Genomic DNA, 18,887 nt, shown 5'->3' with positions numbered 1-18,887 from the left:
ATGGCGAATGATCAACATACTGGACTAGACACGGAAACAGCTTTGGAGCATGTGAAGGACCAGTTGATTGAACTCGGTAAAAAGCGTGGAACGCTTACCTACAAAGAGATTGCCGAGAAAATGTCGACGTTCGAGCAAGACCCGGAGCAGATGGATGAGTTCTATGAGCAGCTTTCTGATTTGGGAATTGAAGTGGTAAACGAAACGGATGATGGGATGGGCAATCGCGGGAATGGAGAACGTGACCAAGACGAACAAGATGATTTTCATTTTGATGATGACTTGTCTTTGCCCCCGGGCATCAAAATTAATGACCCTGTCCGGATGTACTTAAAAGAGATCGGCCGTGTTCCGCTCTTATCAGCAGAAGAAGAGATTGAACTCGCTAAGCGAATCGAGCAAGGGGACGAAGAAGCGAAGAAGCGCTTGACAGAAGCCAACTTGCGGCTAGTCGTCAGCATCGCAAAGCGCTATGTCGGTCGCGGGATGCTGTTCTTGGATTTGATTCAAGAGGGCAATATGGGTCTCATTAAAGCGGTAGAGAAATTCGATCATAGCAAAGGATACAAATTCAGCACGTATGCAACGTGGTGGATTCGTCAAGCAATTACGCGAGCGATTGCGGATCAAGCGCGTACCATCCGTATTCCGGTACACATGGTTGAGACGATCAACAAGTTGGTACGTGTCTCCCGTCAATTGCTGCAAGAGCTGGGGCGTGAGCCGACACCGGAAGAGATTGCAGCAGAGATGGAGCTCAGCGTTGAGAAAGTACGCGAAATAATGAAAATTGCACAAGAACCGGTCTCCTTGGAAACACCTATTGGGGAAGAAGATGATTCGCATTTAGGGGATTTCATCGAGGATCAAGAGGCGCTGGCTCCGGCAGATGCAGCCGCTTACGAACTGTTGAAGGAACAGCTGGAAGACGTATTGGATACGTTGACGGAACGTGAGGAGAATGTGCTTCGTTTGCGTTTTGGTCTTGATGACGGCCGTACACGCACCCTTGAAGAAGTGGGCAAAGTGTTCGGCGTTACACGCGAGCGGATTCGCCAGATTGAAGCGAAGGCTCTTCGTAAGCTGCGCCACCCAAGCCGCAGCAAACGCTTAAAAGATTTCCTTGAATAAAACTTTCGACGAGACCTTCTGACGCGCATGCTTGCGCGCTGAGGGTCTTTTGCTTAGAAGCTGCAAATCCGAAAGCGATAGGGGGTGTGTAGCAGAATGGAGCCGCAGCAACGTCAATGGATGAAGCAAGAAATCGCCCGCTGGCGAAGCAATCGCTTGTTACCGGAGGTGTATTGCGATTTTCTGGATCGGCTGTACGAACTTCCGGAGAAAACGTCTGATACAGCTTCCTCCACCACTTCGCCAGCTTCGTGGGTGGAACGTATCGTATCGATGTCTGCCAAACGATGGTTTACTGTATTTTTCATTTCTGCCTTGATTTGTATTGTTGGATTTTATTTTACCGTTTTTGCTCCTTCAATGCAAATTAGCGTTGTGCTGTGTATTGCGCTGCTGTCTATTTTTATCGCTGCGCGGGGAAGAAAGAGGAAGCCGGCCCGGGCCAAAGGATATGCGATTATCGGCTGTGCAGCTGGCAGTGCAGGCGGAATACTCATCCTTTATTTGCAAGGTTGGAGCGAATGGTGGAGCGTGTCAATTTGCTGTATGACAGCGGCCCTTCTCTGGCTGTTCTCGGGTTGGCTAATTCGGAGCGGCTGGATGCAGGGTATGGGCTGGTTAGGACTTGCGTTAACGTATGCTCAAATATTGCGCACCGCGATGACCGACATCACGTTATTAGAAAGTCAGTGGCTCTGGCTGCCGGAGTGTGTGCTGATTGTATGGTTGGCTTGGGCGGTGCACCGTTTCTCACAGTCTGCGGCAGCCGGTATGCTGCTAGGCGCCATTATTTTGTGGTTTATGCCAGAGTTGATCTGGGTAAACGGGCTCGTCTCAACACAGACCGTGCCTGACAATGAACTGTTATTCGTGTTACTTGTTAAGCTTTTTATTTTTTTCTATTTTGCTTATTACTTTAGAAAACAGTGGGTGAAGTGGTTACGTGAACATCAAACTGTCAAAACGACTGCAATGGATCGCGGATTGGGTGCCTGAGGGCAGCCGATTAGCAGATATCGGCTCGGATCATGCACTTCTTCCCGTCTATCTGGCCAAGCATAAGCGCATTTCGTTCGCGGTCGCAGGCGAAGTCAATCAAGGACCTTTTGAAGCAGCCCGCCGCCAAGTACAAGGGGCCTGTATGGAAATGATAGTAAATGTCAGACATGGCGACGGTCTATCCGTAGTGAAGCAAGGTGAAGTCGATTGCATTACGATAGCCGGCATGGGCGGAAGCTTAATTGCAACTATTTTATCTGCGGATCCGAAAAAGCTGGAAGGAGTTACACGTCTTATCCTGCAGCCGAACGTTGGCGAAGACATCGTGCGCCGCTGGCTGCGTGAACAGGGATGGGCGCTGGTGCAGGAACACATTCTCGAAGAAGACGGCAAAATTTATGAGGTGCTTCTTGCAGAACGTCTGGCAGACAGACAATTGCTGGAAGAGCATAATGAACGATTGTATGAGACTCGACAATTGCCATGCGGTATTGCGTTAACCGAAGACTGGTTGTTCCTAATGGGACCTTTGCTCTCGCTCAATCCCTCATCTGTATTTGTGCAAAAGTGGGAGCATGAACTTGGAAAATGGGAACGTGTGCTGCGAACGATGGAGCAGGCGGAGACGGAAGAAGCTAGGGAGCGCCGTACAGCATTTGCAAAGAAACAAGCGGAAATGGAGAGGATCGTAGCATGTTTGCAAACGCTCAAACGATAGTTCAATGGATGGAGCAGCTTGCCCCCAAATCTATGGCGGTGGAGAATGACCGTATTGGCTTGCAGCTCGGTTCGATTAGGAAGGATGTATCACAAGTGCTTGTTGCACTAGATGTGACAGATGAAGTCGTGGATGAGGCAATACGCTTGCAGGCAGGGCTTATTATTGCGCATCATGCGATCATTTTCAGGCCGCTGGCTCATTTGCAAACAGATACACCTGCAGGAAAGCTGTATGAAAAGCTGATTAAGCATGATATTGCAGTCTATATTTCACATACGAATTATGATGTTGCTGTAGGCGGAATGAACGACCTGATGGCGAATCTGCTGCAGTTGACAGATGTCAAAGTATTGGAAACGCTCCAGCATGAGCCGCTGCAGAAGCTCGTCGTATTCGTTCCGGAGACGCATGCACAACAGGTGCGCGCTGCCATTTTGGATGCAGGTGCGGGACATATCGGGGATTATAGCCACTGCAGCTTCAATCTAAGCGGTACAGGGACGTTTCAGCCTCAAGACGGCACGAACCCGTATATCGGGCATGCCGGCAAGCTGGAAGAGGTTAAGGAATCACGTATCGAAACGATTGTGCCAAAATCGATAAAAAGCCGCGTCCTGCAGGCCATGTTGAAATCGCATCCGTATGAAGAAGTGGCATACGATTTGTATCCGGTTGATCTTCAGGGGACGGCTTATGGATTGGGACGGGTTGGCAAGCTCAAGGAGTCGGTCACGCTGCAAGAAATGGCAGAGCGCGTAAAATCAAAATTCGCTGTGCCGCACGTTCGGGTAGTCGGCGACCTCACTCGACCGATTCGCAAAGTAGCTGTGCTGGGTGGCTCCGGTTCCCGATATGTCCGGCACGCACTGTTCCACGGAGCAGACGTGCTCGTGACTGGAGACATTGATTATCATACTGCGCATGATGCGTTGGCAGCAGGCCTTTCCATCATAGACCCAGGACATAATGCCGAGAAAATGATGAAAGCGGATGTGACAGCCCGTCTGCAAGCATTAGCGGATGAGCGAGGAACCCAGACTAGTTTCCATGCATCTACCGTATGTACCGAACCATTTCAATTTTTGTAAAACTTGTTGGTTGAGTTTCAGGCCCGAACCTAGTATACTAACGAATGTTGACGGAAAGTTTGACAGACAATCGCTGGTGGCGCAAGTCACGAGAGGAAAGTCCGGGCTCCGTAGGGCAGGATGCTGGATAACGTCCAGTCAGCGCAAGCTGAAGGATAGTGCCACAGAAATGGACCGCCGATGGCCGCTTATGCGGTACAGGCAAGGGTGGAACCGTGGTGTAAGAGACCACGAGGAACGCTGGTGACTTCGTTCCTGGTAAACCCCATCTGGAGCAAGACCTAATGGGACGCAAGCCCGCTAAGGGCAACCTCGGCCCGAGGAGCGTCTGGGTTGGTCGCTGGAGCTGTACAGCAATGTACGGCCTAGATAGATGATTGTCACTTATTAGTGGAAGGGTAGCTCCCGCGATACCACGATGAGTACAGAACCCGGCTTACGGCAAACTTTCCGATGCTATCACGTCGATATGCTACCAGAACATCTTCGTGATCATAATTGGATATCATGAAACTTAAGGAGCTGTCCCAACAGTAGATAAATACACTTGAAGGACAGCTCATTTTATTGCAACAAAAAAACGGTGGAGCAGGAGATTATTCCTGCTCCACCATTTTGCGTTGTGATTACTTAATAAATTGTTCAATCGCCAGCTTTAATTGCCGGTTAATATTTTGCGGGAACAATGACAGCGACGTATTGCCTTGCTCGGCCATACTTAACGCTCTTGCCACATCAACGAGACCGTATCCAAAATATTGATCCTTGCCCGGTGACCCGAGATCTACGACGCTTTGGCGCATAATGTCGTACACCTCGGTATTTTTCAGCCCCGAATTGACCGAGCGGATGAGTGCCGCAAGCGCCGATACGTGCGGACATGCCATAGATGTCCCCGATAGCGCCGCATATTGGTTGCTCGGATAGGTGCTCGCGATGGACGAACCTGGTGCGACTACATCGACATAGTTGCCGTAGTTTGAAAAAGAAGCCCGTTTCTGGTTCTCATCCGTAGCGGAGACGGCAAACACTTCCGGATAAGCGGCAGGATACCCTGGTCGTTTTGTGTTATCATTGCCGGTTGCGGCAATGAGCACCACATCGCGATCAAAAGCATATTTCACTGCGTCATGCAAAAACGCACCGTCTACATAGTTGCCAAGACTAAGATTAATGACCTTGGCCCCATTGTCTGTAGCCCATATAATTCCCTCCGCTACAGAGTATGACGTTCCAGAACCGTCGCTGTCCAACGCTTTAACAGGCAGGATTGGGTTATACCAGGTCATGCCGGCGACTCCTTCGCCGTTGTTCACAGTTGCTCCGATGATGCCTGCAACGTGTGTGCCGTGGCCGACGTCATCCTGCGGGGGATTATTCGGGTCGAAGACGTTGTAGCCCTTTAATAACTTGCCCTGCAAATCCCGATGCTTTAAATCGACGCCTGTATCCACAATCGCAACAATGACATCCTTTTGCCCTTTCGTCATCGACCAGCCGCGGTTGGTATGAATGCTCGGCAAGTTCCATTGGTAAGCCTTGTAGAGTGCGTCGTTCGGTTCTTCCACAGCTACGCCGATGCCCTCATTATCCGTATTTAGCGGCAGTTGGCTTGTCGGCGGGGATGATCTGAGCGAATTGTTCCCATTCGTCATATACAGAAAATGAGGCTCTATATAAATGGGATTAAACTGCGAGAAATACTGCTGCATCTGCTCGGCCGTCATCCGTTTCGAACGAAACACGTAAGTGTAACCAAGCTTGCGCGGGTGTTCGCATCCGGTATCCTTAATCATTTGCTTCATTTGTTTCATATCCGGGTCTTTTCGGAAGCGGACGACGATTTCATTTTGATAATAGTGGCTAGTACCTGCGTTGTCTTCACCATCCTGTACCTTTACATCCCGCATGGAAGAAGAATCGACTGATTTGACCCGATATTTGGATTCCGGCGGGTAAGGAACGAGGCGCAAGTTTTTTTGTTGATGCTTCCGCACTGTTTGTACGACGTGCTGATTGATCAGAGCGATAATGCCATGATCGGAATGTGGGGATGGAATTCCCATCACCACATGATTTTTACCGTTAATCATCAGCTCGGGCGACGTGTATGATTGACGCTTCGTAACATTGGTCTTCGCGGATTGAATATAGTCTTTCACTCGTTTATTGGTTTGCCATGACTCATCTTTTGGAAGTTGACCCTTCACCCATTCTGTGGATTTGCCCATATCGACCCATTTCACATATACAAAATGAGGGTGTGACTGCATGAATTCGTCAGCCAATGCATGCATCTGCTCTGGCGATTGCTGCTTCCACTCCGTTAGCGCAACCTCCATGTCCCGTCTCGAGTCCATAGCGAACAATCGCCCTGTAAACAGCATATCCTGTTGTAATATTTGGTGTTTGGCGTTCTTTTCCTGTGACGCTGTTGTCATGCCGTTCGAATGAGAATTGCGATCCGATGACCATAACAGCGGCAGCGCGAGCACTGCTACACCGAGTGCAAAAGCCCCTACCACATATCGACGTTGCATTCATGATTCCTCCCTGTAGCATGCCGTGTCCATTTCTGCCATATTGCATCTTGGTCCGCAGAAACAGCGGTTACTAAACCTCTTTTAGCTATAGCTTGAGAAGACGGCTACAAATTTATACCGTACTGCGTGGCAGCCAAACATTGGTTGGAAAGGAGTACTCTTTCATTCATTTTTGTGGTAGGATGATGGAGGTAAGATAATCATTCCAGTCATATGAATCAACAGCGTCCCTTTTCATCACGAAGCATCGCAAGATGTGTCATTCGGCATCGAATCTTGCACCTTCTCGGAGTTGGAAATTGACCTTTTGAACATGCAAGGAGGAGCTCTCATGCCAGCATCCAATGTGAAGCAACTGTGTGAAGTCTCAAGAGACAGACTGAAATATGCAATTGGTAAGCTTGAAATGTTTTTGAATGAGTATACGCTGCCGCAGCTCGTCCAGAACGATCAAGATATTGAGTCGGTCAGCTTTTATAAAGGTTTTTTGACAGACTTGCGTCATGTGCTCGTTTTTTCCGAAGATTGCTACGAGCGTTTGGGCGTGACACTGCGCAGAGCCAATTTCGATGAAAGGTTTGCCGAACGGGTTCTGTATGACGTATATCACCAATGTGTGAATGCTTTCTTTTATCCGAAGAATGAGTGTTACTCTGAAGATGGACGCTATGCTTATACTGGTCAAGATGCCATTCGCTTCCGCATGAAGCCGGTTCGGATGGTCAGAGATGTCGTGTTGGACATAACGAAAGGGTTCGAAGAGCTGCGCGATGAATTGGCCTATTATGAAAGTGATTATTTGACGCAGCGCCGGATGCAGAGTCAGAAATAGAATGCTATCTAAATTATGCAGTAATACGAAGAAGCCCCATGTTTGCCATGGGGCTTCTATTTCGTTAGAAGTTGGCACTCAATTGCAGGATACCACGCGTCATCCCCGGACATCATGTAATCGGAGGTGATTGCTGTGATTGAAAAACCGTTAGTTAAATGCAGTGTTTCCAATTGTAAGTTCTGGGGCAATTATCGTTGTCAGGCGGAAGAAATTATGATCGACATCGACAAGCACGCCAATGCGTCACACAATGAAGAATTTGGGAATGAATTTGGTGCGGATCATAAGGATACCGCTTCTAAATCGTCCGTGACATGTTGTCAGACATTTGTGGAGAAATAAGACGTTAACCATTTTGGCGGCAGTCAACAGCTCCGTTTGCACTGTAACCAGCAAGGAGTGAGAGTCGATGGCAAGTCATAATAAACGCCATGCCCGTCGCTTGAAGCGTCAGCGAGAACGCAAGATACAAGATGAAAATCATGACGTTGAATTTGCTGCGGAAGCGGGGACGCTGCCGCTCGGCGAGGCAAGAAATGATACGATCGAGCGAACGCAAATCGATCATTCTTCCGGAGTGGGCACGCTGGCCATTATTTTTTCAATCATTTCTCTTATTTTATTTCCGATTGCATTGGGATTAAGCGGCGCCGGGTTAGGCGTGCTCGCTTATATGCAAGGCAGTCGAACGTCGGGGACATTTGCGGTTGTTATTGGATTGTTCTCTGCAATAGTTCGACTGCTGCTCCTTTCTTATTATGCATAAATTTAAAAAAAGCTTGACCCGGCAGAGCCGGCGTCAAGCTTTTTCTTTGTTTGCTGGAAAGCAAAGGGTACCCAGCGTGTTCTAGTCACCGCCACTCCGAAAAATGATGGTGATTTTTATATAAAACGTGTAAAATAAATGAATATGAATCAAACACATGGGGATCAACAACGGCGGAGTGAGAAGTTGGAACTCTAATGCTGCTTTGATCTTTTTTGTTGTGACAAGGAGGGGTTCGCTTGAACTTACCACTGTTGTATTGCGACCATAGTGCGTCGACGCCTCCTCACCCGGACGTCATTCGGACGATTACCGAGGTCATGGAGCAGGTGTATGCTAATCCGTCGTCGATTCATCAAGCCGGCGGCCAAGCGGAACAGCTCATTCGGCGAGCCAGAGAGGTTGTAGCGCGTGCTTTGAATGTTCATGCTTCAGAAGTTATTTTTACTTCAGGGGCGACAGAAAGCAACAACCTTGCCGTATTCGGTACCGCACGCGCTCATGCGATAGATGGCAAGCCTAGACATATGATAGTGTCCGAAGTGGAGCATGCTTCGGTATATGAGTGCTATAAGCAGTTGGGACGGGAAGGGATGGACATTACGTATATCCCTGTTGATAAGAACGGATGCGTTCAACCAGAACAAATCGAAGCGGCAATTCGTCCGCATACTATTATGGTGAGCGTGATGCATGTCAACAACGAGACGGGATCTCTGCAGCCTTTAGCGGAAATCGGCAACGTGTTGAGCCGATATCCGAAAGTCTCCTTCCATGTGGATGGAGTTCAGGGCCTTGGAAAAGTTCCGGTGGATATCCGCCAGTGGGGAATCGACTTGTACAGCTTGTCTGGACATAAAATCGGCGGACCTAAAGGATCAGGGATATTAATTAGACGCAGAGAAGTACCATTGAAGCCACTCTTATACGGCGGCAAGCAGGAGCATGGGTTTCGGCCAGGTACGGAAAATGTGCCAGGCATCGTCGGCCTGGCCAAAGCCATTCGCTTGGCTGCCGAAGGTCAGCCGAACAATTATGAGAAGCTCGTCTCATTACGAGAGCGCGCTTTGAAACAGCTGCGAACGCTTAAACCGCTCGTTATTAACAGTCCTGATATTCCGCTTGCCGCACCGCACATTATTAATATATCGTTCCCAGGAATGAAGTCCGAAGTAGTCGTGCATGCACTCGAGGAACGGGGGATCATCGTATCGACGCAGTCTGCATGCTCCTCGAAGATGCACAAGCCAAGCCGTGTTCTCTTGGCTATGACGCAAGATACGTCCAGAGCCTCAAGCGGGATAAGAATCAGTCTGGATGCGAGCTGTTCCGAGCGAGATATCGCCCGCTTAACTGAAGCGTTCACGGAAGTGACCGAACAATTGCGACCGTTAATGAAGAGATAGAAGTATGTATTTAGAAAGGTCACTTTTTAGCACCGAGAAGCACAAGTTTTCGTAAGAAAACTACATCGGAAGCATTCGCTGGCGAGAACCTCTAGAAGAAAGCATGAAAGGCAGGTAAACAAGCTACTATGGATTACGATATGATTCTTCTGCGATACGGAGAAATTGCAATTAAAGGGAAGAACCGCAGCCGCTTTGAAAAAGCGGCCTACCACCACGTCAAGGCCGTGCTTGCGCCGTTTCCGCGCACGAACATCATTAAAGAGTACGGAAGATTGTATGTGGAACTGAATGGCGAACCGTTTCAAGATGTCATTGATGTGCTGAAGCACATCTTCGGCATCGTCTCGCTCAGTCCGGTAAAACGGGCACCTTCCGAGCTGGAGCCGATTATTGAAACGGCCAAGAAGCTGATGCAAGAAATGAATCCGGGACCGGATACTAAATTCAAGGTAAACGCACGCCGGGCATGGAAGGCTTTCCCGCATGGATCGCAGGATCTGCAGCACCTTGTCGGCGCGCCGGTACTGCGCGAGTTCCCGCAGCTGAAGGTGGATGTGCATCAGCCCGAAATCGAGCTCCGTGTAGAAGTGCGGGAAGGGTCAACGTATTTATTCAGTGAAGTAATTAAGGCGGCGGGCGGCTTTCCGCTGTCGTCGAATGGCAAAGCGATGCTGCTGTTGTCCGGCGGCATAGACAGTCCGGTAGCTGGTTATCAAGCGCTGCGCAAAGGCTTGGAAGTGGAGGCTATTCATTTTCACAGCTATCCATTCACAAGCGAACGTGCGAAGCAGAAGGTGCTTGACTTGGCACAGGTGCTCGCTAATTATGCCGGACGCATACGTGTACATTTGGTTCCGTTCACTGATATCCAGACTCGGCTGCATCAATCAGGCCATGAGAATTTGCTCATTACACTTATGCGTCGCGCAATGCTGCGCATCTCTACGCAGTTGGCAGAGGAGCGTAAAGCGATGGCGATCGTAACGGGAGACAGCTTGGGTCAAGTGGCAAGTCAGACGCTTGGCAGCATGAATGTGATAGGACGGGTGAGCGATCTTCCTTTGCTGCGTCCACTCGTTGCCATGGACAAGGAGCAAATTATAAGATATGCTGAGCAAATCGGCACATACGACTTGTCGATTTTGCCGTATGAAGATTGCTGTACGCTATTTGTTCCAAAATCGCCTGCAACGAACCCGAATCTCAACGTCGTGGAACGGGTAGAACAATCGATTCCCGAGCTCGAACAATTAATTGCAGCTGCGGTAGAAGGAACGGAAGCGATCATTTTACGAGCGGGTGGACATCCGGATGATGCTATCGTAATTAACGCTAATAAAGGAAAGACTGAACATAAGGAACAACAGGAAATAAATCATAACAGCGACGTGCCAGGCGCGGATTCCACTCACGGCGATTGGTTCTAAAAAATGGTCTAGCCCGTCTTCCTCCAACATAGACCTTAAACAGGGGAGGGACGGGCAGTGGAATCATTGTGGCTGTTAGCTGAAATACTGGTCATTAATCTCGTGTTGAGCGGAGACAATGCCGTCGTTATTGCCATGTCGAGCCAACATTTGCCGGAACCGAAGCGGAAGCAAGCGGTATGGTGGGGAGTGGGCGGAGCCGTGCTGCTGCGCTGCCTCTTGACCGTGGTAGCTATGTGGCTGATCCAAATCCCGCTCCTGAAGGCGGCAGGAGGGCTATTGCTTTTCGTTATCGCCGTACAACTACTGGCGGATCGGAGCCACGCCCACTCACGGGATGGGGCATCCTTCTCTTTATGGAGCGCAGTTCAGACCATCCTGATCGCAGACTTCGTGATGAGCTTGGATAACGTGCTGGCTATCGCTGCCATAGCCAAGGGTCAAATGACCTATATTATTATCGGAATTGCATTGAGCATTCCCATCATTGTGTGGGGCAGCACCATCATTAGCAAATGGCTGCAGCGCATGCCTTTATTGATCTTTGCTGGTTCTGGCATCCTTGGATTTACGGCAGGAGAGATGATTGCTTCGGATGAACGGTTGGCGCTATGGATGCCTAGATTGTGGATGAGCTTGCACCACGGGTTACCGTGGGCTATGGTTGCGCTCGTCATGATCGTTGGTACAGTGATTCGGTATCAGGACCGTATCCGGGTAGACTAAGGTCGGGGCGATTCATTGATAGCACTCTTCCTGTTCCCTTGTCGAATCTGGCATGGCAGGAAGTTTTTTTGTATGAGAGGCCATTGAAAAAGTCACCTTTGATTACGAAGTATAGCTGCTGTTGTTGCCGTTGTTATGAAAGAAACGCTTTTTTTTCGGATGAGGTGGTATTTTTGCGAACTTTCATATACACTAGAAAAAGTAAAAAAAGACGCGAATTGCGTCGTATTATGTCCAACCCATAATGAGCCTTTGGACACATGGGAGGTAGACATATGGCTAAGAATCAACGAGTGATCGGCATCGTTATATTGGTGGCGGGCTTTATTATCTTGTTGGGGAAATGGGGAGCATTCGCCTTTATCGGCGGAACGATGTGGCCGCTCATTCTGTTTGTTATCGGAGTGGCAGTATATGGACTCGTGCGGGCTCGCCTCGCTCCGCCTATTGCGCTTGTACCTGCTGGCATGCTGACGGTGTATGGTCTGCTGTTCATGGCGAGCCATTGGATTCATTGGCGGCTGTTTGGCCTGTTATGGCCGTTGCTGCTGATTGGCATTGCTCTCGGTTTGTACGGGTACTATGTGTACGATCCACATCATCCTCGCGGGGCCTGGTTAGGTGCGCTCTTGTTCGGAGGAGTAGGCATAGCGATGCTTACCCTTATGTTAGTCTTTGCGGTTGGAACGTATATGATCGCTGTCGCGCTCATATTTGTTGGCGCAGCATTGGTGTTTGGCGGTGTACGCAGCCGCTTCAGATAATATCAATTCAGTCAGTTCATTTGGCACCGTCTACGGAGAAGAGACGCCGCCCTTCGGCGTCTTTATTCTTGGCCGTTTCTGAATGTTAATTTTATCCATAACTAGAAGGGAAAGATTTACTTTATGCAAGAAAGAAATCAAATCCGTAATATCGCTATTATCGCTCACGTCGATCACGGGAAGACGACTCTCGTCGACAAGCTGCTGCAGCAATCCGGAACATTCCGTGATAATGAACACGTGCACGAACGCGCCATGGACTCCAATGATTTGGAGCGTGAGCGCGGAATTACGATCTTGGCGAAAAATACGGCTATTACGTACAAAGATTACTTGATTAACATTGTCGATACGCCTGGACACGCCGATTTCGGCGGAGAAGTAGAGCGCATTATGAAAATGGTTGACGGCGTGCTGCTGGTTGTAGATGCGTTCGAAGGATGTATGCCACAGACGAAATTCGTGCTGCGCAAAGCGCTGGAGCACCAATTGACGCCAATCGTCGTCGTTAATAAAATCGACCGTCCTAATGCTCGGCCTGATGAAGTCATCGATGAAGTGCTCGAGTTGTTCATTGAGCTGGAAGCGAATGATGAGCAACTTGATTTTCCTGTCGTTTACGCATCCGCTCTGAACGGCACATCAAGTCTGGATCCAGAGCCAGAGAAGCAGGATGAGAACATGCAGGCGCTGTATGAGACCATCGTCTCTCATATTCCTGCGCCGCAGGAGAATCCGGATGAACCGTTCCAATTCCTGGTCACGCTGCTTGATTATAACGAGTATATGGGACGCATCGCCATCGGCCGCATTAACCGTGGACGTGTGCGCCAAGGCCAATCGGTTGCCGTTATTAACCGGGAAGGTCAAGTGAAGCAAGCCCGGATCGAGAAGCTGTTCGGCTTCCAAGGCTTGAAGCGCATCGAGCGGGAAGAAGCGGGCGCGGGCGATATTGTTGCCATTGCAGGCATCAAGGATATTAACATTGGTGAGACACTTGCTGACGCTTCTAAGCCGGAAGCACTGCCTGTTCTTCATATCGATGAGCCTACGCTGCAAATGACGTTCCTGGTCAACAACAGCCCGTTCGTCGGTCGTGAAGGAAAATGGATCACTTCGCGCAAGCTGCGCGAACGTCTGATGAAAGAGCTGGAGACCGATGTCAGCCTTCGGGTTGAAGATACGGACAGCCCTGACGCGTTTATCGTATCTGGCCGCGGGGAACTGCACCTTGGCATTCTAATCGAGAACATGCGCCGTGAAGGTTACGAGCTGCAAGTATCGAAGCCTGAAGTTATCATTAAAGAGATTGATGGGCAGAAGAAGGAGCCGATCGAGCGCTTGCTAATCGATATCCCTGAGGACTCTATGGGAGCTGTCATGGAAAGCTTAGGCACAAGAAAAGCGGAAATGGTAAACATGATTAATCAAGGCACTGGACAAATCCGGCTCGAGTTCTTGATTCCGGCCCGTGGTCTAATCGGCTACAGCACGAACTTCCTGACATTGACGCGCGGATACGGAATTATGAACCATGCCTTCGATCATTACGGCCCTTATGTCGGAGGTCAAGTCGGCGGACGTCACCAAGGCGTGCTCGTATCGACAGAGACTGGTTCTACGACGCTCTACGGAATTTTATCGGTCGAAGATCGTGGTATTTTATTTGTAAATCCAGGAACGGAAGTGTACGAAGGCATGATTGTCGGCGAACATAACCGTGACAATGATATCGTCGTTAACATCTGCAAGGAGAAGGCGCTGACGAACGTCCGCTCCGCTACAAAAGAAGATACGGTGAAGATGAAGACACCGCGCCTGTTCTCCCTCGAGCATGCGCTGGAATATTTGAACGACGACGAATATTGTGAAATTACACCGTCATCGGTTCGACTGCGTAAGAAAATTTTGAACAAAAGTGAACGTGAACGAGCAGAAAAAATGCGCAAAACGTCCGAATCCCATGTATAATGGGATTTGGACAACTTTGGCAAAGGAGTGACCGTTCACATGCAACAATGGCTGGCATCTCATCCTTATGTTAGCTACTTGCTCATTTTTGTGTTTATTGTTTATATTTTCAACAAAGTGTTTCGCGTGCAAAAGCTGCCTATCCTCAAAGAAATATTCATCTATCTGTTTATGGCGCTGGGCGCATTTATACTGCTTATTTTTCAGATTGATAAGCTGCCCATCGTCCAGTGCCTCTTTGTGGCGGTAGCCCTAATGTTTATGGTGCGTATTCGTTATTTCGTCGAAGCGCGGCGCAAGAAGACGACCGATCAGAGAAACTAGCCGCCCGCTGTTATCCGATTTTCCAGGACAGATAAGAGAAAGGGAGAACGGTTCAGATGATGAAGCTGCAAGTCGCTTTATTTAATTGGCTGCAAATCCACATTGTATCTGAAGCGCGTCCGGACGATCATGCTGCGAAGGAAACGCTTCATTTTTTTGCGGATATATTGAGGGAGGATCATAAGTTGACATCCTTTGAGGCCAGCCTGGATGTAGAACAGGAACAATACGTCATAACGTATCGGTGTGACGGAGAACTTTATAAGCAACAGGTTGAGCGCGAGGAAGCGGAACGTCTATGGACAGATATCGAATGTAATCCGAAATATAGTGGGTAAGTGAGGGAAGATATGAATTCATCGACACCATTGCCACCGAGACAGAAACCGCAGCGGCGTAAGGCATCTAACACTAAGCGGGGAATACCGAAATGGTTGAAGGTGACGCTTATCGTCGTGCTCATTGTATCTATCGGCATCATTTGTTATGCGGGATATTTGCTGCTCTATGCCAATAATAAGCTAGAGAACATATCGACTGTAAGCAAAGAGGGCGGAGGAAGCGGCACGGTGCAAGAAACGTTGTCGCCGACGACAGAACCGTTCTCGTTCATACTGCTCGGAATCGACTACCGGCCGGAATTGCCGGGACGCCGTACCGACATCGTTATGGTGGGCGCCATGCATCCGGAGACACAGGAAGCGGTTCTTGTGTCATTGCCGCGCGATACTTATTTCGAATTAACGGGGTATACCCCAGACAAGCTGAATCATTATTATCCTAAATTTTTCAATCTTAAGGAGCAAGGCAAGCTTGACAGCCCATCGCCGGAGGATGAAATGAAAGCGATGCTAGGCATGTATTTGGATATTGACATTGACTACGCAGCGGTCATTGACTTTAAAGGCTTCGTCGATGTGGTTGATGCGGTCGGCGGTATTGATGTGAACGTGGATCAGAACATGTGCTACCGTGACCGGGCGGACGGAACGAATATTAATTTGAGCGCCGGACCCCAAACTCTTGACGGGAAAAATGCGTTGGATTTTGTACGTTACCGCAAATCAAACTGTCGTCCAATGACGAAGGGAACGTCAGATGGGGATCGGAACGTGCGGCAAAACGCGGTCTTGAAAGAGCTTGTCGGAAAAATGCAAACGTTGGGCGGAATTGCTAAAATTACAGATATTATTGACGCAATGGCGAATAATTTCAAAATTGACATGACGCCAAGTCAAATCCGTAACTCGCTGACGACATATATCGGCATTAATCGGAATGATATTCACTATATGCCTGTCGATGGGGACTGGAAGAGTCCGTATATTTACGTAAACGCAGAGCAATTGGAGCAAGGCAAGCAAGCGTTAAAGGATGTGCTCGCCGGACGATCGTTGAAAGCAGCGCAGCCAGCTGATGGCGATAGTGGTTCGCCAGGAACCGACAGCGACAATACAACAGCTCCTGCGGCATAGAGGAACACTCATAGCTTGGGCAAGTGGATAAGTAGATGCAATTTTTTCCTTATGTTATAATACAATAAATTGTAGCCGCGAACTTGTTTAGGAGGTCTGATTGATGTCCGAAAATAACGCTGCACTTCACGACGCTCTATTTGCCCAATTACAACAAGAGTCGTTCATTCTGCTTCATACGACCGATGCCGAATCGGGTGGACCAACGACGAGCGCCATATCGTGGGTTCATGCCATTCATGAGCGCAAGCTTCGCGTCGCCATTGACCTGCGCTCCCGGTTAGTTGACAACATGAAGCAGCATCGTTCGGTTGCCGTGACGATTTTCGGAACCAATACGGTCACGGCCGTATACGGCCAAGCTTCGCTTATCGAGGAACCGCTGCCGGCAGTTCCTTTGAAGTTGGCTTGCTTTGACATTGATATTACATCGGTCCGCGATGCCATGTTCTATGGTGCGCGGCTCAACGCGATGCCACAATATGAGAAGACGTATGACAAGCGTGCAGCAGATAAGCTGGACGGTCAAGTATTTGAAGCCATGCGAAAAGCCTAGTGTATATACTAGGCTTTTCGTGCGTTATTGGAGCTTGTCCATTTCATCTTGCAGAATGCGGCTGCAAGCTACATCGATTTTTTCATTTTAGGATTTTCCGTATGGGACGGTGGTTGCATTTGCTTTACACTATTAGGAAACTGAGGCACGATACGCCCGATAATGTCGGACAATTCATTCGTAAATCCAGCAATTGGATGACCTTGCTTCGTAGCAGCCGAAATTTCGCGCAATCGTTCATTAATGTCCATATCTGCCGTCACAATCGCATTCGCCCCGTATTTGTCTTTGCTTAATGCTTCGGCCACAGAATATTTGATTGTTCCGACGCGGGAACGTTCTAACTTCGCATCTACATCAATACCTACGATAGCTGTATTACCGAATACAACACAATTGACACCGCGTACGCCGGGAACGTTTCTTGCCAAGGAAGCTAGGTGTTCTTTGACTGCAGCGGCATCCCGAATCGGTTGCTTGGCGTTGTTCGCCGTATTCGACTTCGTATGATACGAGTTGCTGTGGGGTGAAGCTTGTTTCTTGGCGGTGCCGCATCCAGCAAGCAGCCCGATGATGAGCATGGCAACAAGCAAACTACGCATATTTCATCGTTCCTTTCTTTGACGTTTGTTAATAAAAATTGCAGCATTGCTACTGGTTATAGTGTGAACGACGTCTACATTTTTTATGTAACACAGTAAGAGGTCGCAAGCCGATACATGTAAGCGATATTGTCCGTGCGAAAGGGAGATCGTATGAATAAAATCTTTGTATTGGATACAAATGTGCTGCTGCATGATCCAAATGCGTTGTTTGCCTTTGGAGCTAACGAAGTTATTATTCCCGCTGTTGTGCTCGAGGAAATGGATTCTAAAAAGCGAAATGCCGATGAAATCGGACGCAATGCCCGCACCGTATCCCGTCAGTTAGACAGATTGAGGGAAGAGGGCCACTTGCACAGCGGAGTGCCGCTTCATAACGGAGGCAGGCTTACTGTAGAGCTAAATCATCGCAGCTTCGTCAGGGTGCAGGAAATGTTCGGAGAGATAACAAACGATAACCGCATATTGGCGGTCGCTCTCAATTATCATTCGGAGCAGCAGCAGACGGATGCTCCCGCTGAAGTGATTCTTGTCAGCAAGGACGTTCTCGTGCGCATTAAAGCGGACGTGCTTGGGCTTCATACCGAGGATTATATATCAGATCGCACTGTACAATCCGGTGATGATCTGTATGGCGGAAGCGTCACCTTGTTCGTTCATCCTGGAGTGATAGATGAGTTCTATTCGTACCGGTTTTTACAAGTGAAGAATCTCCAGCTGAAGACGGCGCTGCAACCTCACGAGTTCGTTATCTTAAAGGATAGTATGGGGACGAGTAAGTCGGCGTTGTTAAAAGTGAATGCGGATGCAAGCAAGCTAGAACCGCTGTTCCTGAGCAATGATCCGGTGTGGGGCATTACTGCACGCAACGCACAGCAGCGCATGGCGTTGGAACTGCTGCTGAACGATGATATCCCGTTGGTGACGATGGCAGGGAAGGCAGGAACCGGCAAGACGTTATTAGCGCTTGCAGCGGGTTTATTGAAAGTAGAGGATGACCGGAAATACAAGAAGCTGCTCATCGCAAGACCGGTCGTTCCGATGGGGAAAGATATCGGTTATTTGCCGGGAGAGAAGGAAGAGAAGCTGCGGCCGTGGATGCAGCCGATATATGACAACCTTGAATTTTTGTTCGACACGAAGAAAGCGGGCGATATTGAGAAAATATTGCTCGGCATGGGCAATATCCAGGTGGAGGCGCTAACGTATATTCGCGGACGATCCATTCCGGGGCAATTCATTATTATCGATGAGGCGCAGAACTTATCTAGGCATGAGGTGAAGACGATTGTTTCCCGGGTTGGTGAAGGCAGCAAAATCGTGTTGATGGGCGACCCGGCACAGATTGACCATCCGTATCTGGACTCTGCAAGCAATGGACTGACCTATTTGGTGGAACGATTCAAGTCGGAGAGCATTAGCGGTCACATCACTTTGGAAAAAGGGGAACGTTCTCGTCTAGCTCAGTTAGCAGCCGATCTGCTGTAACGAAGCATGGCAATACGGTAAAAAAGAGCCTTTGGAATAGTAAACTGTACCCTGTAGAGTAG

Annotated in this window: 19 protein-coding genes and 1 other RNA gene; 18 read left to right on the top strand and 2 right to left on the bottom strand. The window is 48.9% G+C overall.

The window, feature by feature from the left end:
* The 5 genes from rpoD (at position 1) to rnpB (ending at position 4,393) form a co-directional block, all read left to right on the top strand.
* Positions 1-1,131, top strand: a complete 1,131-nt coding sequence (gene rpoD / locus A372_RS0119025; RefSeq protein ID WP_019422483.1) for an RNA polymerase sigma factor RpoD — start codon at positions 1-3, stop codon at positions 1,129-1,131.
* 96 nt (positions 1,132-1,227) lie between these two features.
* Entirely contained in the window at positions 1,228-2,127 is a 900-nt protein-coding gene (locus A372_RS0119020; RefSeq protein WP_019422482.1) for a hypothetical protein, read from the top strand.
* Positions 2,075-2,848 carry a tRNA (adenine(22)-N(1))-methyltransferase gene (locus A372_RS0119015; RefSeq protein ID WP_051004516.1) on the top strand — a complete coding sequence of 258 codons (774 nt, stop codon included), beginning with the start codon at positions 2,075-2,077 and terminating at the stop codon, positions 2,846-2,848. The genes A372_RS0119020 and A372_RS0119015 overlap by 53 nt, the downstream gene beginning before the upstream one ends.
* Positions 2,824-3,939, top strand: a complete 1,116-nt coding sequence (locus tag A372_RS0119010; RefSeq protein WP_019422480.1) for a Nif3-like dinuclear metal center hexameric protein — start codon at positions 2,824-2,826, stop codon at positions 3,937-3,939. The genes A372_RS0119015 and A372_RS0119010 overlap by 25 nt, the downstream gene beginning before the upstream one ends.
* Positions 3,940-3,993: 54 nt before the next feature.
* Positions 3,994-4,393: RNase P RNA component class A (rnpB, locus tag A372_RS35545), an RNA gene on the top strand.
* A 172-nt stretch (positions 4,394-4,565) separates the two neighbouring features.
* Here the strand turns inward: rnpB and A372_RS0119005 are convergent.
* Entirely contained in the window at positions 4,566-6,479 is a 1,914-nt protein-coding gene (locus tag A372_RS0119005; protein WP_019422479.1) for a S8 family peptidase, read from the bottom strand.
* Positions 6,480-6,813: 334 nt separating this feature from the next.
* On the opposite strand from A372_RS0119005, the gene A372_RS0119000 reads away from it, so the two are divergent.
* The 12 genes from A372_RS0119000 (at position 6,814) to A372_RS0118945 (ending at position 16,735) form a co-directional block, all read left to right on the top strand.
* Positions 6,814-7,314, top strand: a complete 501-nt coding sequence (locus A372_RS0119000; RefSeq protein WP_019422478.1) for a YpuI family protein — start codon at positions 6,814-6,816, stop codon at positions 7,312-7,314.
* 135 nt (positions 7,315-7,449) lie between these two features.
* Positions 7,450-7,659, top strand: a complete 210-nt coding sequence (locus A372_RS0118995; RefSeq protein ID WP_019422477.1) for a DUF1540 domain-containing protein — start codon at positions 7,450-7,452, stop codon at positions 7,657-7,659.
* A gap of 67 nt (positions 7,660-7,726) precedes the next feature.
* Positions 7,727-8,083 carry a hypothetical protein gene (locus A372_RS0118990; protein ID WP_019422476.1) on the top strand — a complete coding sequence of 119 codons (357 nt, stop codon included), beginning with the start codon at positions 7,727-7,729 and terminating at the stop codon, positions 8,081-8,083.
* 239 nt (positions 8,084-8,322) lie between these two features.
* Complete coding sequence (locus A372_RS0118985) at positions 8,323-9,489, top strand: cysteine desulfurase family protein (protein ID WP_019422475.1); 1,167 nt, start codon at positions 8,323-8,325, stop codon at positions 9,487-9,489.
* Between the two features lie 128 nt (positions 9,490-9,617).
* The gene (gene thiI, locus A372_RS0118980) at positions 9,618-10,919 is read left to right on the top strand and encodes a tRNA uracil 4-sulfurtransferase ThiI (RefSeq protein WP_019422474.1); all 1,302 of its coding nucleotides are present in this window, start codon (positions 9,618-9,620) and stop codon (positions 10,917-10,919) included.
* 57 nt (positions 10,920-10,976) lie between these two features.
* A complete protein-coding gene (locus A372_RS0118975) occupies positions 10,977-11,645 on the top strand; it encodes a TerC family protein (RefSeq protein ID WP_019422473.1) in 669 nt (222 codons plus the stop codon).
* Between the two features lie 275 nt (positions 11,646-11,920).
* A complete protein-coding gene (locus A372_RS0118970; RefSeq protein ID WP_019422472.1) occupies positions 11,921-12,409 on the top strand; it encodes a hypothetical protein in 489 nt (162 codons plus the stop codon).
* 123 nt (positions 12,410-12,532) lie between these two features.
* On the top strand, positions 12,533-14,380 hold the full coding sequence (gene typA / locus A372_RS0118965) for a translational GTPase TypA (RefSeq protein WP_019422471.1): 1,848 nt from the start codon (positions 12,533-12,535) through the stop codon (positions 14,378-14,380).
* 39 nt (positions 14,381-14,419) lie between these two features.
* Positions 14,420-14,704 (top strand): YlaH-like family protein, encoded by a 285-nt coding sequence (locus A372_RS0118960; protein ID WP_019422470.1) that lies wholly within the window; start codon positions 14,420-14,422, stop codon positions 14,702-14,704.
* A 56-nt stretch (positions 14,705-14,760) separates the two neighbouring features.
* Positions 14,761-15,042 (top strand): hypothetical protein, encoded by a 282-nt coding sequence (locus A372_RS0118955; protein ID WP_019422469.1) that lies wholly within the window; start codon positions 14,761-14,763, stop codon positions 15,040-15,042.
* A 12-nt stretch (positions 15,043-15,054) separates the two neighbouring features.
* Entirely contained in the window at positions 15,055-16,179 is a 1,125-nt protein-coding gene (locus A372_RS0118950) for an LCP family protein (protein ID WP_019422468.1), read from the top strand.
* 103 nt (positions 16,180-16,282) lie between these two features.
* Positions 16,283-16,735, top strand: a complete 453-nt coding sequence (locus A372_RS0118945; RefSeq protein WP_019422467.1) for a hypothetical protein — start codon at positions 16,283-16,285, stop codon at positions 16,733-16,735.
* A gap of 68 nt (positions 16,736-16,803) precedes the next feature.
* On the opposite strand, the gene A372_RS0118940 is transcribed toward A372_RS0118945, so the two are convergent.
* The gene (locus tag A372_RS0118940; protein ID WP_019422466.1) at positions 16,804-17,337 is read right to left on the bottom strand and encodes a YhcN/YlaJ family sporulation lipoprotein; all 534 of its coding nucleotides are present in this window, start codon (positions 17,335-17,337) and stop codon (positions 16,804-16,806) included.
* A gap of 153 nt (positions 17,338-17,490) precedes the next feature.
* On the opposite strand from A372_RS0118940, the gene A372_RS0118935 reads away from it, so the two are divergent.
* Positions 17,491-18,825 (top strand): PhoH family protein, encoded by a 1,335-nt coding sequence (locus A372_RS0118935; protein ID WP_019422465.1) that lies wholly within the window; start codon positions 17,491-17,493, stop codon positions 18,823-18,825.
* Positions 18,826-18,887: the final 62 nt, after the last annotated feature.

This window comes from Paenibacillus sp. OSY-SE, from assembly GCF_000283315.1.
GTDB classification, from domain to species: domain Bacteria; phylum Bacillota; class Bacilli; order Paenibacillales; family Paenibacillaceae; genus Paenibacillus_B; species Paenibacillus_B profundus.
The sequence above is the reverse complement of the archived record's forward strand: the minus strand, read 5'-3'. Positions and strand labels throughout refer to the sequence as shown.

Excerpts from the sequence above, each read along its gene's own strand:
- rpoD (WP_019422483.1), top strand. The coding sequence starts at position 1 with ATGGCGAATGATCAACATACTGGACTAGACACGGAAACAGCTTTGGAG.
- A372_RS0119020 (WP_019422482.1), top strand. The coding sequence starts at position 1,228 with ATGGAGCCGCAGCAACGTCAATGGATGAAGCAAGAAATCGCCCGCTGG.
- A372_RS0119010 (WP_019422480.1), top strand. The coding sequence starts at position 2,824 with ATGTTTGCAAACGCTCAAACGATAGTTCAATGGATGGAGCAGCTTGCC.
- A372_RS0119005 (WP_019422479.1), bottom strand. The coding sequence starts at position 6,479 with ATGCAACGTCGATATGTGGTAGGGGCTTTTGCACTCGGTGTAGCAGTG.
- A372_RS0119000 (WP_019422478.1), top strand. The coding sequence starts at position 6,814 with ATGCCAGCATCCAATGTGAAGCAACTGTGTGAAGTCTCAAGAGACAGA.
- A372_RS0118990 (WP_019422476.1), top strand. The coding sequence starts at position 7,727 with ATGGCAAGTCATAATAAACGCCATGCCCGTCGCTTGAAGCGTCAGCGA.
- thiI (WP_019422474.1), top strand. The coding sequence starts at position 9,618 with ATGGATTACGATATGATTCTTCTGCGATACGGAGAAATTGCAATTAAA.
- A372_RS0118970 (WP_019422472.1), top strand. The coding sequence starts at position 11,921 with ATGGCTAAGAATCAACGAGTGATCGGCATCGTTATATTGGTGGCGGGC.
- typA (WP_019422471.1), top strand. The coding sequence starts at position 12,533 with ATGCAAGAAAGAAATCAAATCCGTAATATCGCTATTATCGCTCACGTC.
- A372_RS0118960 (WP_019422470.1), top strand. The coding sequence starts at position 14,420 with ATGCAACAATGGCTGGCATCTCATCCTTATGTTAGCTACTTGCTCATT.
- A372_RS0118955 (WP_019422469.1), top strand. The coding sequence starts at position 14,761 with ATGATGAAGCTGCAAGTCGCTTTATTTAATTGGCTGCAAATCCACATT.
- A372_RS0118950 (WP_019422468.1), top strand. The coding sequence starts at position 15,055 with ATGAATTCATCGACACCATTGCCACCGAGACAGAAACCGCAGCGGCGT.
- A372_RS0118945 (WP_019422467.1), top strand. The coding sequence starts at position 16,283 with ATGTCCGAAAATAACGCTGCACTTCACGACGCTCTATTTGCCCAATTA.
- A372_RS0118940 (WP_019422466.1), bottom strand. The coding sequence starts at position 17,337 with ATGCGTAGTTTGCTTGTTGCCATGCTCATCATCGGGCTGCTTGCTGGA.
- A372_RS0118935 (WP_019422465.1), top strand. The coding sequence starts at position 17,491 with ATGAATAAAATCTTTGTATTGGATACAAATGTGCTGCTGCATGATCCA.